The organism is Dapis purpurea BLCC-M126 (assembly GCF_050015975.1).
Classification (GTDB): Bacteria; Cyanobacteriota; Cyanobacteriia; order Cyanobacteriales; family Microcoleaceae; genus Trichodesmium.
In genome coordinates, this window is sequence record NZ_JBNHER010000065.1 from 76709 (window position 1) to 92576 (window position 15868).

Below are 15868 nucleotides of genomic sequence, written 5' to 3' on the forward strand. Positions count from 1 at the left end.
ACTGGTCAGTTATTTCCGCCATCCTCCACTAGGGTGAGTAAATAATATTCAATAAAAATTTCTCTATAAATAGGAGCAAAAAAACTCCCATGAAAGAAAGCATTAAACTTTTCTGGATATGACCAAACAAATAAATCAAAAACTAATAATTTTTATCGCATTTCTACTATTATCATTTTTCCTCAGATTCTGGACTTTATTTGTATCTGTATTAGACAAAGACGAAAGTATCTATATTTTAGCAGCAGATAGTCTATTAAATAGCAACCTCCCTTATATAGAAATTTGGGACAACAAACCTCCAGGCATTTTTATCTTATTTTCCCTGACAATGCTAATTTTAGGAAATTCTATAGTATCTATCAGAATCCTATCTATTATTACTACAACTTTTAGCAGTTATTTTTTATATAGAATTGGTGCAACTCTCGACGCAAAGCATGGATATAAAATTGGATTATTGGCAGGAAGTTTATATGCTATTTTTTCTCTACATAATGACGGTGCGGCTGCCAATGCAGAAATTTTATTCGCTCCTTTCGTTACAGGGGCATTTTTATTGTTGTTTCAGGATAGGAAATTATCAAATATTAAAGTATTTCTGATAGGTCTAATTTTAGGGATTGGGATGCAAATAAAATATTTGGTAATTATGGATGTTTTGGGATTAGTTTTATTGGGGAGTTGGTTTAAGAAGGAAGAAGGAAGAAGGAAGAAGGAAGGAGGAAGGAGGAAGAAGGAAGGAGGAAGAAGGAAGGAGGAAGAAGGAAAATCTGTAAATAATTTTCAGGGATTAATAAAAGAAAGATTTTCATTTTCCTTGTTTAGGTTTTATCTGATTTTAGGTGCAGGCTTAATTTTACCCGCAGTTATTATCGGAGTAATTTATCAATTTTCTGGATATTTTGACGAATATATTTATGCGACTCTCATAGCTAATAGTAAGTATGTGGGGATGTTGAATTTTTCCTGGTCTGACCTTTTGAGTAGACTTAGAAAACAGGTATTGGGAAATATTTTATTGTGGTTATGTTTGTTCTGGAGTCCGATTTATTTATTTGTATTTGCTAGGGGTAAGTTTAAACACGAACGCAATCTTATTTATTTATTTTTGTGGTTTTCCTGTGCTTTTTTGGCAGTTTTGTTATCTAAGCGATTTTATAATCATTACTTTTTACAGTTATTACCACCTTTATGTTTGATTAGTGGATATGTGATTATTAAGTCTGCTTATTTGCCTGAAAAAAAATCAGTAGAGCAACATAGCGATGGGAAAGCAAGGGAACTGAAAAAAACAAGTGGTAAAAGTAAAATCCCTACTTTGATAATTTCCCAAAAATTCCATGAAATTATGCGCACATCCCGGTCAAAAATCTCTGTATTGCCTTCCCTTCCCAATATAATTCTGTTCTTAATTTTAATATATCCTTTTGCTCAAGCTGGCTATAATAAGTTAAGTAAAAATTGGGAATTTATCTATTATCGATATATCCAAAAAATAGATACATGGGATGACCGTGAAGCTTTGATTGCTAAATATTTGAGACAGAGAATTAAATCAACAGATTATATATATGTAGTCAACTATGAACCGATAATTTATTACTTAGTCCCCACAAAAATTCCGACAAAATATGCTTTCCCTAGTCATTTAACAGCCATGTCTCAGATTTTGCCTACTAATCCTCTGCAAGAATTAGATAAAATTATGGCAAAAAATCCCAGTTATATTTTATTGGCGGAAAAAGATAATATTAGTCCTGAATATAGAAATGCTCTGAACCAATATTTAGAAGCAAATTACTTTCTAGAAACCACAATTCAAAATGTGAGATTATATCGACATTATGGCAATAGGAGTAGGGAGATGGGGAGATGGGGAGATGGGGAGATAGTGAAATTGAAGTAATTATAGAATTATAAACACATATCATAGAATCCGATTTTATGTGTAATTAGGTGGATTTGATATAACTTGATAATATAGATAATTAAATTATTATTTATAGCAATTCCCATAGTTATGAGGTACATTTACGATCCCCCTAAATCCCCCTTAAAAAGGGGGAGCCTTCAAAGTCCCCCTTTTTAAGGGGGGGAGCTAAAACTATACTTCATAGATTAAAGAATCGCTATAACCAACAACTTCTTAAATAGAAATAGGCGATCGCTAATTTTGTCAAGTAATAAGAAAAGTTAAAAATTCTAGTCAAAATACCAGCGATCGTGATAAATAAAAACGTAAGCATTCTGCACGAAATGCTTACAAAACTATTAACAAAGTATTGTGGTGAAAAAATATTATGTTAAACTAAACTACTGATAGCCTGAAATGTATGATCGACTAAAGTTTTCAGTTAATACAATAAACTTGTGACTGTCTTGAGTGCGTCTTACATTCTGGAGGGGCTGTGTGCAGAATTACTTCCGCACTTTATACGCCCCGTAGGAGACCTCAGAATTACGCACTCGCTTTTAACTTTTGTGAAACGGTATTATGACTACAGATCCAGAAAAATATATTCTTGCTCTTGACTTAGGTACAACAGGCAACCGAGCAATATTATTCAACTCTCAAGGCGCTAGTGTCGGTCAAGCTTACAAAGAACTTACCCAATATTATCCATATCCGGGTTGGTTAGAACATGATGCTGAAGAAATTTGGGAAGACACTTATACAATTATAGAGCAAGTTTTCCGAGATACTGGTATTTCCGCCTCAAAGGTAGAAGCGATCGGTTTAACAGTACAACGAGAAACCTGTCTCCTCTGGGATAAAACCACAGGTAAACCTCTTCACAAAGCCATAGTTTGGCAAGATCGTCGTACTGCATCCTTATGTCTAGAATTAGCAGCAAAAGGTCAAGCAGAAAAAATTCATCAGCGCACCGGATTAATTTTAGATGCTTATTTCTCAGCTACTAAACTATCTTGGTTGCTAGACTGGATGCAGCGAGAAAAACTCAATATTGACCTCAAAAATATCTTAGCAGGTACTATCGATACTTGGATTTTGTGGAAACTAACTGGTGGAAAAGTTCACGCCACCGATCATAGTAACGCCAGTCGTACAATGTTAATGAATATCGAATCTCTAGACTGGGATCGGGAATTATTAGACCTATTTCAAATACCTAGAGAAATTATGCCAGAAATTAAACCCAGTTTTGGCATATTTGGCAATACTAAAGCAGATTTATTTGGAGTTTCAATTCCTATCGCTACAGTTTTAGGAGACCAACAGGCAGCATTATTTGCTCATGGTTGCAACTTACCAGGAATGTCAAAATGCACCTACGGTACAGGTAGCTTTTTGATTGCAAATACTGGAGATAGTCTGACTAAATCTCAAAATCAACTTTTATCAACTATAGCTTGGAGTCAGGAAGCAAACGGTAAACTTAAAGCAAATTACGCTCTCGAAGGAGCAATGTTTACCACAGGAGCTTGTCTTCAGTGGTTGCGCGACGGGATGAAACTTATTGACTCCGCAGCAGAGACCGAACTTTTGGCGCTACAAGTAAAAGATACTAACGGTGTTTATTTTGTACCTGCTTTAAGTGGTCTTGGTGCACCCCACTGGGATATGAATGCTCGCGGTGCTTTTCTGGGAATTACTGGGGGTGTGAAGCGAGAAAATATGGTTAGGGCAGTTTTGGAAGCGATCGCTTTTCAGGTAAAAGAGGTTGTAGATGCTATGAATAAGGATAGCGAGTTTTCCATAGCAAAGCTTAAGGTTGATGGTGGAGTTTCTCAAAATAATTTTTTGATGCAATTTCAGGCAGATTTATTGGGTATTCCAGTTGAGTGCCCTGCTTTTATTGATGCTACAGCTCAAGGTGCTGCTTTTGCTGCTGGTTTGACAGTAGGTTTGTGGGATGATTATCAGAAATTGGTGAGTAATAGTCAAGTCGAGCAGGTATTTAATCCTAGTGAAAATGTTGAATCAGCTCAGGAGAGTTTCGTCGTTTGGCAAAAAGCTGTTAGTAGAGCAAAGAATTGGATTGAATAATTTAGTAATTTTTTGCTCTCTGATTTTTGGTGTCATTTTTTTTGTGTCATTGCGCCGTGGCAATTCCAAAGTTAAAAGTAATCTCTGACTGAATTTTCGCTGCCCCAATGCTCTGCCAATAGGATTTACCAATGTCCGCGCTCTAAATATGTTGCTATATCAGCGAGGTCATGTTAGGTTGAATACTTAGAAATAGTTATATAGCACTAAGTTAATTAGTTAGGATTTTTATAAATGCTTAAACCTAGTCAGAGATTACTTCTAACTTCTGACTTGCGCGTAGCGCTATAATGCTTCCTTAAGCGGCTAAAATATGTATAAATCATCCAAATGTAATTTTGTAATTTTATTGATTTATAAAGGAGTTTCGACTTAGTTAAGAATTTGCGCAATTTAGCGATATAATACCCTAGTGCCGCTACGCGGAAGTCAGAAGTCAGAAGTCAGAAGTTAGAAGTATTGATTAGTAACACTTTTAGGATTTTGTAACTGGTCAGTTATTTCCGCCATTCTCCACTAGTTTTCTTTACATATTTGTAACGAGTTTCTGATGTTTATTGACAAAAACTTAAATATAAGTATAGACTGATAAGATGCGGTTGGCTTAACCGTCAATGCCTGTGGATGAGTAACCGCCGACGGCCTTAGGGACGTTAGCATTTTTGTTATACAACGTCCGTACAGCAGGAAGTAAACATCAAGAAGTGACGTTATGTGACGCTTTGTATCAGTTTTATGAAGCAGAATAGTAGTATGAGTCCTGAAAATTCCATCAGAAGAATTGTAGCAGTTGGAGGAGGGGGTAGTTCATCTGCAACTCTTGCTCCTAAACAGTCTGGTCAAGTTGTTAATAAGCCATATCCCAACTACAAAGTCATTGTTCTGAATGACGATGTAAATACATTTAAGCACGTCGCTGAATGCCTACAAAAATATATTCCTGGCATGACAAGCGATCTTGCTTGGGAACTAACTCACCAGGTTCATAACGAAGGTCAAGCGATCGTCTGGGTTGGACCTCTAGAACAAGCAGAATTGTACCATCAGCAGTTGAGTCGGGCTGGCTTAACAATGGCCCCTTTGGAAAAAGCTTGAAGAAGTTTGTAGCTTTTAGATTAAATCTTATTGGGGATTAAACCTTAAGCAATTGTAGACACTTTCATTTGGTAAAGACCTTGGGGTGTTAAAATCAATTACTCCGAATAGTGTTGTTGAAAAATCTGTTAGGAATTATGTGGTTATAACTTAGCCACGCAAAACCTGGTTGCTAGGAGAAATCGTTGGTTTTAACAATAGATATCTAGGAAAAAACCAGGTTTTTAGGTTGCCGTGCGTAAGTCATGTAAATAAGTAGGCGTTGGAAATTAACGGGGTGATTTAGTTTGTATCCCATTTGCCATTACTGGCGAGGATACTGTCGCTCTTCTCAAATATAATCACAACAAAAATTTAACTTTTAACTTTTGACTTCTAACTTCAGCTATAGTAGCTGTATCTCAGTGCCCGCGCAGTATAGATTTTGGGGCAAACACAGGATAATTGCCAGGATAATTGCCCCCTATATCATCTCAATTGTACAACGCCTAAATACCTATTGATGAATTGCAACTTTTCTATTATTAATTGCCTGTACTGGACGGGCATTAAATTGAGAAATTTCTATAAATTGGTCTACTAATAATTGCAGAAAATTTGCTCAATAAAAATCTTAATAATCACAGAGGAACGACGAGTCCATAAATAAATCTAACCAATAAATCCTGAAAAGATTCATGGTCTGATTGATGCCAATATGTCTCAACTAAATCTTCTTCAGCTTTTCCTTTAGGTTCGATTTTTGCTCTTTTTTTTAAATTCTTCTTCTTTGGTTTTATCTGCTTAGACTTTTTTGGCTCAGTCTGGATGAGAGTATACTTTGTATCAGTATATCTTGGGTAAGTATGAATGAGAGTATACTTTTTATCAGTATAGGTAATAGTAGACATGGAAGCACCTCCTTTTCAGGAATAAAATTCTTTCTCTGTTGTCATGGTGAGAAGAGAAATTTATTTGTATATACCTCGCGCTATCTTCTTATTTACTTATTTTTGATTAAGGGTTTTCTGCTAGGTATCAAAACTCTTTTCTCATTATTATTTAGAATAGCATATAAGTTAAGATATACTTATAAATTTGTAACATTATGATAACTTTCCAAAACCTGATAGCTAATATCATGTCTGCTGAATTAGTGATAAAACTCCGTTCCACTTACGCGAATAAAAAACTTTCTTCTCCTACCTGCTTATACCTTCTTTATTTCCTCTCCTGACTATAGTAAGGGCAATTCATAAGTTCCCCCTACTGACTTCTCCCTAATTATTTCTAGCTGTTCAACCGGACATAATATAACTGAATAATTAAAATCTAAAATTCCTTGGCAACTGTTATCAAAACAGATAAAATTCAGTATGATTGTCTCTCAAAAATTAACATGACGTATCGTAATCCCACTCCTACTGTTGATACTATTATTGAATTAATCAACAAACCAGGACGACCTATTGTACTAATCGAACGGCAAAACGAACCTTTTGGTTGGGCAATTCCTGGTGGGTTTGTTGACTATGGAGAATCTGTAGAAACTGCAGCACGACGAGAGGCAAAAGAGGAGACGAGTTTAGAGGTTGAATTAATCGAACTATTTTATGTTTATTCTGACCCCAAGCGCGATCCCCGTCAGCATACTATGAGTGTCGTATTTATTGCCACTGCGACTGGGGAACCGAAAGCAGCAGATGATGCAAAAAATTTAGCTGTGTTTGAACCTTGGCAAATTCCTAAAAACCTCTGTTTTGACCACGACCGCATTATTCAAGATTATTTGCGGTATCGTCATTATGGCATTAGACCACACGTTAGTTAATAATTGGAATGTTGAGGGAGAATTCCAGCACAAATATATAGTTCCTTAATGGATAATGGATAATTGATAATTACCTCTGGCTAAAACCGTAATGGAATTGAATATAAGGAAATATCCTAGCACTTTTCTCTTGGTCGATTGGATATGGCGAGGAAACCTCGCCATCCCTCGACCGCTTTTTCCCGTTGAAAGGGTAGGCTAATAAAGCTGAATTATTTAATTAATAATATTAATTATTAATTATTAATTTTTCGGCAAAGTATTCTGATATTTTTCTATCTCCCCAACAGTTTAAATCCTATTAAACAATTCCCCCACTTGTTTTAAATCTACGTTTCCACCACTAATAATTACTCCTACTCTGACACCTGAAACTTTAACAATACCTTCTAATAAAGCTGTTGCTGCTAAAGCTCCAGTCGGTTCTATTACTAACTTCATTCTCTCCCACATAAAATACATTGTTCTTAAAATTGCTGACTCTGAAACTGTCACCATATCATCAACATAATTCAAAATTAATGGCAAATTTAACTTGCCTAAATAGGGCGTTCTCGCACCATCGGCAATAGTATTAGGATTATGTACGCTTTGTAGAGTTTTAGAATAAAAAGACCGAGTGGCATCATCCGCATTTTTCGGTTCAACTCCCACAACTCGACAGTTTTTTAATAGATTCTTAGTGGCGATCGCACAGCCAGAAAGTAAACCTCCGCCACCACAACATACTAATAGTAAATCCAAATTTCCTACTTCTTCAATCAATTCTAAAGCTGCCGTACCTTGTCCGGCAATAATATCAGGATGGTCATAAGGCGGAATAATTGTAGAACCTCTTTTTTCGGCAATTTCTTCAGCTAATTTTTCTCTAGTTGTTTGATTTATATCATAGAAAATTATCTCAGCTCCATAACCACGAGTAGCAGATTTTTTAACTTCTGGAGCATTGTTTGGCATCACAATAGTTGTGGGAATATTTAACAATTTGCCTGCTAGGGCGATCGCCTGAGCATGGTTTCCAGAGGAATAGGTTAATACACCCGATTGTTTTTGAGTTTCTGATAGTTGAGATAGAGCATTGTAAGCTCCTCTAAACTTAAATGAACCTGTACGTTGAAAATTTTCACACTTGAAAAATACTTCACATTTAGTTAGTTGATTTACAGTTGCTGAAGTTATTACAGGTGTGCGGTGAGCTATGGAATATAAATGATTAGCTGCTGCTGCAATTTGATTGTAATTAACTGCAAAATTATTGGTGGATTTTGAATTATAAATAGACATATTTAAAATAACAAATAATAAGGAATTTTGAGATTGGGTTTTAGCTTCCAGGAAGTAGTTACATAGGAAAACTCAACAAAGTTTCTGATACTAAGTTAATTAACTAATTGAAGGAATATGAAAAAATACAGCAGTAATTTGTTACTGGAATAGAGAAGATAGGGAAACAAAAAAATCTCCGATCTATAGTCAATTAACTTGCCATTATCTAGAAAAAACTCAATTTATCCACATTTTATACCAAACAAGTTAATCATAATTTGAAATAACTTGCTCTTAGTAATGTGAGATTTTCGAGTATTTGGATAAATATTGAATACAAGAAGTAGGGTGGGAAATTTTTACTTGACTTAGGCTCAGTTTCAATCAATGAGTATTTGCCTATCTTACAAAGACTACCAAGAAAAAACTCAGTTAATCCACACCCCATAGCCATCCAGTTAATCATAATTTGAAATAACTTTTTATTAGTAACTTAGAGTTTTATTCTTCAACCAAATCTACACTATTCATACTATTTTTGATCTCCCAAACATTGAACTCTTTGTTGAGAGAAAATTGGTCTTGGCTGAAATGATTCTAAACCACGACCATCATAAATAGTTGCTCCATCTGGCATTTTTGCTCCTTCTAATATTACTCCTTCTGTTAAAGCACCCTCGAAAATAGCTCCACTTAAATCAGTCTTGCTCAGGTCAGCACCTCTGAGGTCAACTCCACGGAGATTAGCATCTACTAAATTAGACCATTGGAGGTTAGTATTTTGTAGATTAGCATCAGCTAAATCAGCACAGGTAAAGTAAGAAGCACTAAAATTACTGTTACTTAAGTCGGCATTTTTTAAGTTAGTTTGCCTGAGTTTTGCACCTCGTCGTCTGATATTACTAAGGTCAGCTCCACTAAGGTCGCATCCTTGACAAACTGCTGATGGGTTATCTAAAAATTGTCGGAGTTCATCAATGTTTTCTGCGAGGATAGGTGTTGCTAATCCGCCAATTATTAATAGGGTAATGGTGGTAATTTTTTTCAGTTTCATGGTGGTTAATTTTTATTCAGGTTGACATCTATATATTATATAGCAGTGTTATTAATTATCGGCATAATATTTTTGGGAAAGTTAATCATTTTCTAGAAAGATAATTAGGTAGAAATATAACAATTCTCAACAGGTTATAAAATTTGACCGTAGGAGTATGACACACCTAAAATGTTGGAATAGTAGGGGCGGGTTCTAGTTTAAATTCACGAGCTTAACTATCAGATGAAATAAACCCGTCCCAAAATCTAACCGATCAAATAACTTGTATCATTCCCGTAGTGGTTTGGTCTCCAAACCCCCTACAATTTTTGTTTCACGAGTTATTTCTTATGGCTATATATTTGCTTGATAAATTGTTGAATACCTATAGTGGTAAAATTAGAAAAAGTTAATCAAGAAGTAAATTATGGATCCTAAAGAACTCCTAGAAAAATATGAAGCTGGTGAAAGAAATTTCAGTAAAAAACAATTGATGGGTATAGACCTTGAGGGAGAAAATTTAACAGGTATAGGTTTCGTTGCAGCAGATTTATCAAAGGCAGATTTAAGTCAAACAAATCTTACAGAGGCTAACTTAGAAGGTTCAAATCTATTGGGAGCAGACTTAAGTCAAGCAAATTTTTCTAAGGCAAATATTGTGCGAGCAAATCTATTATAAGCAGAGTTGAATCAGATAAATTTAAGCTATGCTGAGGTTCGACAAACAAACTTAAGCCATTCATATTTAAAAAATGCCAACCTAGTCGGTGTAAAATGTACAGGATCAAATTTTAGTAGAGCAGAACTTCAAGAAGCAGACTTGAGTAAAGGAAATTTTAAAGATGCTAATTTTATTCTCGCTAAATTAGATAATGCTAATTTGAGAAAGTCAGACCTAAGTAATGCTAATTTTAATCTAGCTTCTCTCAAAGGAGCTAATTTAGAAAGAGGAAACTTACAAGGAGCTAATTTAATAGGGGCAGATTTAGAAGGAGCTAATCTTAGTAAAGCCAATTTATCTGGTGCTAAAACTTATCGATGGAAGATAAAAGATGCAGACTTTACTGATACTATAATGCCTGACAGTAGAAAATTTACTAAAGCTGAAATACCCAGCGATAATCAACCAACAAAAGAAACAACAAATCAAAATATGACAACCCGTAAAATAATCAAAACTGACAAAGCACCAGATCCAGTTGGCCCATACAATCAAGCGATCGCCACAACTGGCCAAATGCTCTTTGTCTCTGGTCAAATAGCGATCGACACTAGAATTAATCAAATAGTCTATACCGAGGACGTAAGTAAACAGACAGAACAAGTCATGGCAAACCTCGAAGCCATCCTCACTGAAGCAGGAGCCACTTGGTCAAATGTCGTCAAAACCACAGTCTTCCTGAAAAACATGGACGACTTCGCTACAGTCAATAATGTCTATGGCAAATACTTCGACCCGGAAAATGCACCCGCTCGTGCTTGTGTAGAAGTAGCACGTTTACCCAAAGACGTACTTGTAGAAATTGACTGTATTGCTGTAATATAAAAAGTTTTAGCTTAGGCAGGAAGGGTGAATAAAGCATCCTCCTGACCAAAAAATAAAGTCTCAAGCCTCCTCTGTTAAAGGAATGAAAAAGCGGTCGTTTGCGGAGCATGACCTTAGGATGAGATGGCGAGGTCTTCCGCTCTTTCAGAGCCACTGCCTCCTGCCTCCTCCGGAGGAGCTGCGCTAACAGAGGAGCTGCCTTTTCATGTCGCGTAGCGAAACGTTAACGCCATATCTAATCGACCAAGAAAAAATCAACTTCAGTATTTCAAGACTCTAGTGCAGGATGACGGAAATAAGTGACCAGTAACAAAATACTCAAAGCCTTACCAATCAAAACTTCTGAATTCTGAATTCTGAATTCTGACTTCCGCGTAGCGGTACTAGCTTAAGTTGGAGGTACTGATAACTGAAAAGTCATACTTGTAGAAATTGACTGCATTGCTATACAATAGAAAGTTTTAGCTTAAGTGGAAAAAGTAAATAATATCATATCCGTATACTCCGTAAACCTGAATCGCCCCTACTAGGTTTTGGTTGTGACGTGAGGTGATATATCAGCAAAAGTGCTGTGAAGTTTTCCTTCTTGATTAAAACTTCTAAGTTCTGATTTCTGACTTCAGCTATATTTTCCGGATATTATCTATACAAGTGTGACTGAGAATCTTAAAATCTCAAATTTAGCTACTTAAGTTATGCCCAAAGTAACAAATTATTTTTTTTCGGCTAATTTTTGACATTAAGATATGTATATGTTAAAATTAAGGATGCTGCGTTTAATCTTATTGTAGTAATCTCCTTAAAATTAGAAATACAGAGATATTGAACTGGAGAAAAATCTACATAATAGTTGGGCAGAATTTTTATCGAAAGCATCTACTAGATCATCCAACAAATATTTCATACCTTCTTGACATATTAAACTTGTCGAATATATATAAGTAAATTTAAAATTATAGGTTTTCTCAATCCAGTTAATTTGTCCCTTATGTGGTTTTGAGTTTCCACAATAATCAGATTTAGTTATTCAAAAATTCGATAAAAATCAAGATAATTATTTATGAATGAATACATAGTTAACCTTAAATCAATTTCTTTGCATAGTATCATAAGATATTGAAATTATGAAGGATAAAGATAAGACTAAAGATGAACTAATTCAAGAGTTAAGAGCACTTCGTAAAACTGTTAGTGAACTTGAAGAAGCTAATTCAAATTGCAACTTAACGGGACAAGAGTTAAATAATATAATTGAAGAGCGCACTGCAGCACTAAAAGAATCAAACGATCAGTTAATAGAAGAAATTGTTGAACACCAACAAGCGTTAAAAGATTTGAACATAGCTAAAGAACAGTTACAAGCAGTTTTGGCAGCAGTTCCCGGTACAGTATCTTGGATTAGTTCAGATTTACGCTATATAGAAGTTAATCAGCAGTTAGCTGATATTTTTGGTATACCTACACAAGAATTTGTAGACCAAAATATTGGTTTTTTAGGGGCAAGTTCTGAGTTTAATGACTTTGTAAAAGAGTTTTTTGAGAGTTCCTACTTAGAAATAACTCGTGAAATTATATCAATAGTTCATGGTGAAACTCGAAATTATTTGGTAGTTGCAGAAAAGTATAATAAAAACCAAGCTGCTTTTGTCGTTGGTATAGATATTACTGAACGCAAACAAGCAGAAAAAAAATTAATAAAAGCCAAAGAACAATTAGAAACTGTATTAGAAGCAGTACCAGGTACAGTATCTTGGATTAGTTCAGACTTGAATTATATAGAAGTTAATCAGGAGTTAGCTGATATTTTTGGTATACCTAGACAAGAATTCCCTGGTAAAAATATTGGTTTTTTAGGAACAAGTTCTCAATTTTATGATTTTATTGAGAATTTTTTTGCTAGTAATGAACCAGAAATAATAGGTGAATTTGTATCACAAATTAATGGGGAAGATCGAAACTATTTGATTGTTGCAGAAAAGTATAATGAAAACAAAGCTGCTTTTGTTGTTGGTATAGATATTACGGAGCGCAAACAAGCAGAAAAAAATCTGTTAGTTAGTAAAGAAAAACTAGAAACAGTATTAGAAGGTGTTCCAGGAATGGTTTCATGGATTAATTCAGATTTAACATATATAGAAGTTAATCAAAAATTAGCTGATACGTTCAACCTTCCACGAGCCGAATTTGTCGGTAAAAATATTGGTTTTATAGACAATAATTCTAAATTTAACTCTTTGATCGAAGATTTTTTTGCTAGTCCTGACCACGAAATAACCTCTGAAATTACTTCAAAATACGACAATTTATATCGAAATTATTTAATAGTTGCCCGCAAATATAATCACAATCGAGCAGCATTTGTAGTTGGTATTGATATTACCGAACATAGACAAGCAGAGTTGGAACTTGGAGCAACTCAAGAACAGTTCAAAACTATTTTAGAAGCAGTACCAGGAATTGTATCTTGGGTGAGCTCAGATTTATGCTACTTAGGAGTTAATAAACGTTTAGCACAAACATACAATTTACCTCAAGAAGCCTTTGTTGGTCAAAATATTGGCTTTCTCAAAGCTAGTCAACAATTTAGTGAATTTATGCGACAATTCTTTGCCAGTCCTGCTCAGGATGACTATCGAGAAGTATCTGCTTACGTTAATGGTACTGCCCGAAATTATTTAATTGTCTCCAAAAAATATGCTCAAGGGTCTGCTGCTTTTGCGATAGGTATTGATATTAGTGACCGCAAGTATGCAGAAGCAGCAGTACGAGAAGCTGAAGAAAGATATCGTACTATCTTTGAAAATGCTGTTGAAGGAATTTTCCAGGCAACTCCAGATGGCTACTTTATAAGTGCTAATCCAGCATTAGCTCGAATTTATGGTTATGATTCTCCTGAAGAGGTGATTGCTAATGTCATCTGTTTACAACATCAACTTTACGGTAATTCTGAATACCGAGAGCAATTTATGCAAAAATTAAAGGAGCAGAGTGCTGTAGTTAACTATGAATCACAAATTTATCGTCGAGACGGCAGTCTAATTTGGATCTCTGAAAATGCTAAAGCTGTTTGGGATCAAGATGGTCAATTAATTCGTTATGAGGGAACTGTTGAAGATATTACACAACGAAAAGAAGCACAGGAAGCTTTACAAAGAGCTAATCAGCAGTTAGAAAGTAAGGTTGAGGAACGCACTAAAGCTTTAAGGGAATCAAATCGTTTGCTAATGACGGAAATTTCAGAACGTCATCGTATAGAAACTGCCTTACGAAAATCAGAAGCGGAACTGCGGGTGTTGTTTGAAGCAATGACGGATGTAATTACTGTCTTCGATGCCAAAGGTAGATATGTCAAAATCTTATCTACTAATTCGGAGGTATTATATACTCCTATCAATGAATTGATTGGCAAAAGTGTTTATGAGGTTTTGCCCCCTAAGCAAGCTAACCTATTTATGATTAATATTCAACGAGTGCTGAATACAAAAGAAACTGTAAATTTAGAATATAGTCTGCTCGTATCTAATAATCAAGAGAATGATCCTAAGAGTCAAGAGTATAATTCTGTATGGGGAATCTCATGTAAACTTCCTAACTACCAATCTAGCAGCTCACTTCCTCATCCCCATTCTCCTATTCCTAAACCTGATGAAATTTGGTTTGCTGCTAGCATTTCACCATTACCAGATAACTGTGTAATTTGGGTAGCGCGTAATATTACAGAACGCAAACGGGTGCTAGATGCGTTACAAAAAGCAGAGGAAAAATACCGTAGCATCTTTGAAAATACAGCAGAAGGTATATTTCAAACTACTCCTGATGGACGCTTCATCAGTGCAAATCCAGCATTATTAAAAATGTATGGTTTTTTCTCAGAAACAGAGTTAAAGAATAAGATAACTGATATTGGTAAACAATTATATGTTAATTCAGAGCGACGCTCTGAGTTTATTACCGAACTTGAAAAACATGGTTCTATATCAAATTTTGAATCAGAGGTTTATCGTGGTGATGGTAGTGTCATCTGGATTTCTGAAAATGTCCGTGTAGTTCGCAATATTGATAGAGAAATACTTTACTATGAAGGTACTATTCAAGACATCACAAAACGTAAATATGTAGAAACTGCACTACGATTAGAACAACAAAAATCTGACCACTTATTATTGAATATTTTGCCTGCTCAGATTGCTTCAAAATTAAAACAAAATCAACATCCGATTGCAAAACGATTTGAAAATGTGACTATTTTATTTGCTGATATTGTCGATTTTACTGGTTTTTCGGCTCGGATATCTCCCAGTGAATTGGTAGATATGCTGAATCAAATTTTCTCAGTTTTCGATCAATTAACTGAAGAACATGATTTAGAAAAAATTAAAACAATTGGAGATTCTTATATGGTTGTTGGTGGTTTACCCACAGCTCGAGAAGATCATGCAGAGGCGATCGCTAACATGGCATTAGATATGCAAAAGGCAATTAGAAAGTTTTTCAATGATCGGGGAGAAGCTTTCCAAATTCGCATTGGTATTAATACCGGACCTGTCGTAGCAGGAGTCATTGGCATTAAAAAGTTTATTTATGATTTGTGGGGTGATACAGTAAATGTCGCATCTCGGATGGAATCAAGCGGAATGTCTGGTAAAATTCAACTTGCGGAAGGTACTTATCAACTTTTAAAAGATAAGTTTTTATTAGAATCACGGGGGTCTATTCCAGTTAAAGGTAGAGGTGAAATGATTACTTATTGGCTAATAGATAGGTTCAATAATTAATAATTAATAATTACCTCTTCTTATAAAGAATAGGATTAGCTAATACAAAAAATATAGCATTGGTAATTTAGGTAAATTCCAATTGATTCATCTGTAAGTAAGTAGGTAGGTGAAAAAATTTACAAGTATGTCATTGCGACTGGAGCGGAGCGGAAGGAAGCAATCTCAAAGGTTTCAACTGCTTTAATATTTCGTTACATAGTGACGTTTATTCGCGCATACCTACTTAATATTATGTTCGGTTAAATAGTTATATATAATTAAAGTTTGTAGTAGGGCTTCAGCCCGAACTGTAGATAGGGCTGAAGCCCTACTACAAACCATATAC

The 15868-nt window shown here is 35.1% G+C and carries 10 protein-coding genes; 7 read left to right on the forward strand and 3 right to left on the reverse strand.

What is annotated here, in order from left to right:
- Nucleotides 1–118 precede the first annotated feature (118 nt).
- The 3 genes from ACP6PL_RS06185 (at nucleotide 119) to clpS (ending at nucleotide 5107) form a co-directional block, all read left to right on the forward strand.
- On the forward strand, nucleotides 119–1909 hold the full coding sequence (locus ACP6PL_RS06185; RefSeq protein WP_426543624.1) for an ArnT family glycosyltransferase: 1791 nt from the start codon (nucleotides 119–121) through the stop codon (nucleotides 1907–1909).
- A gap of 588 nt (nucleotides 1910–2497) precedes the next feature.
- Complete coding sequence (glpK, locus tag ACP6PL_RS06190) at nucleotides 2498–4012, forward strand: glycerol kinase GlpK (protein ID WP_426543626.1); 1515 nt, start codon at nucleotides 2498–2500, stop codon at nucleotides 4010–4012.
- A 753-nt stretch (nucleotides 4013–4765) separates the two neighbouring features.
- Complete coding sequence (clpS, locus tag ACP6PL_RS06195; protein ID WP_293106751.1) at nucleotides 4766–5107, forward strand: ATP-dependent Clp protease adapter ClpS; 342 nt, start codon at nucleotides 4766–4768, stop codon at nucleotides 5105–5107.
- A gap of 620 nt (nucleotides 5108–5727) precedes the next feature.
- On the opposite strand, the gene ACP6PL_RS06200 is transcribed toward clpS, so the two are convergent.
- Nucleotides 5728–5997 carry a hypothetical protein gene (locus ACP6PL_RS06200; RefSeq protein WP_426543628.1) on the reverse strand — a complete coding sequence of 90 codons (270 nt, stop codon included), beginning with the start codon at nucleotides 5995–5997 and terminating at the stop codon, nucleotides 5728–5730.
- 488 nt (nucleotides 5998–6485) lie between these two features.
- Here ACP6PL_RS06200 and ACP6PL_RS06205 point away from each other — a divergent pair, with 488 nt between their 5' ends.
- Nucleotides 6486–6917: an NUDIX domain-containing protein gene (locus ACP6PL_RS06205; RefSeq protein WP_426543683.1), complete on the forward strand. Its 432-nt coding sequence runs from the start codon at nucleotides 6486–6488 to the stop codon at nucleotides 6915–6917.
- Between the two features lie 291 nt (nucleotides 6918–7208).
- On the opposite strand, the gene ACP6PL_RS06210 is transcribed toward ACP6PL_RS06205, so the two are convergent.
- Nucleotides 7209–8201: a threo-3-hydroxy-L-aspartate ammonia-lyase gene (locus tag ACP6PL_RS06210; RefSeq protein WP_426543630.1), complete on the reverse strand. Its 993-nt coding sequence runs from the start codon at nucleotides 8199–8201 to the stop codon at nucleotides 7209–7211.
- Between the two features lie 514 nt (nucleotides 8202–8715).
- Nucleotides 8716–9237 (reverse strand): pentapeptide repeat-containing protein, encoded by a 522-nt coding sequence (locus ACP6PL_RS06215; RefSeq protein ID WP_426543632.1) that lies wholly within the window; start codon nucleotides 9235–9237, stop codon nucleotides 8716–8718.
- A 409-nt stretch (nucleotides 9238–9646) separates the two neighbouring features.
- Here ACP6PL_RS06215 and ACP6PL_RS06220 point away from each other — a divergent pair, with 409 nt between their 5' ends.
- The 3 genes from ACP6PL_RS06220 (at nucleotide 9647) to ACP6PL_RS06230 (ending at nucleotide 15540) form a co-directional block, all read left to right on the forward strand.
- Nucleotides 9647–9898, forward strand: coding sequence for a pentapeptide repeat-containing protein (locus ACP6PL_RS06220; protein WP_426543634.1), 252 nt, complete (start codon nucleotides 9647–9649; stop codon nucleotides 9896–9898).
- A 6-nt stretch (nucleotides 9899–9904) separates the two neighbouring features.
- Nucleotides 9905–10765, forward strand: coding sequence for a Rid family detoxifying hydrolase (locus tag ACP6PL_RS06225; RefSeq protein ID WP_426543636.1), 861 nt, complete (start codon nucleotides 9905–9907; stop codon nucleotides 10763–10765).
- A 1124-nt stretch (nucleotides 10766–11889) separates the two neighbouring features.
- A complete protein-coding gene (locus ACP6PL_RS06230) occupies nucleotides 11890–15540 on the forward strand; it encodes an adenylate/guanylate cyclase domain-containing protein (RefSeq protein WP_426543638.1) in 3651 nt (1216 codons plus the stop codon).
- Nucleotides 15541–15868: the final 328 nt, after the last annotated feature.

What these genes read in the sequence shown, in the direction of transcription:
- ACP6PL_RS06230 (WP_426543638.1), top strand. Translation starts at nt 11,890, where the DNA reads ATGAAGGATAAAGATAAGACTAAAGATGAACTAATTCAAGAGTTAAGA.
- clpS (WP_293106751.1), top strand. Translation starts at nt 4,766, where the DNA reads ATGAGTCCTGAAAATTCCATCAGAAGAATTGTAGCAGTTGGAGGAGGG.
- ACP6PL_RS06210 (WP_426543630.1), bottom strand. Translation starts at nt 8,201, where the DNA reads ATGTCTATTTATAATTCAAAATCCACCAATAATTTTGCAGTTAATTAC.
- ACP6PL_RS06200 (WP_426543628.1), bottom strand. Translation starts at nt 5,997, where the DNA reads ATGTCTACTATTACCTATACTGATAAAAAGTATACTCTCATTCATACT.
- ACP6PL_RS06220 (WP_426543634.1), top strand. Translation starts at nt 9,647, where the DNA reads ATGGATCCTAAAGAACTCCTAGAAAAATATGAAGCTGGTGAAAGAAAT.
- ACP6PL_RS06205 (WP_426543683.1), top strand. Translation starts at nt 6,486, where the DNA reads ATGACGTATCGTAATCCCACTCCTACTGTTGATACTATTATTGAATTA.
- ACP6PL_RS06215 (WP_426543632.1), bottom strand. Translation starts at nt 9,237, where the DNA reads ATGAAACTGAAAAAAATTACCACCATTACCCTATTAATAATTGGCGGA.
- glpK (WP_426543626.1), top strand. Translation starts at nt 2,498, where the DNA reads ATGACTACAGATCCAGAAAAATATATTCTTGCTCTTGACTTAGGTACA.
- ACP6PL_RS06185 (WP_426543624.1), top strand. Translation starts at nt 119, where the DNA reads ATGACCAAACAAATAAATCAAAAACTAATAATTTTTATCGCATTTCTA.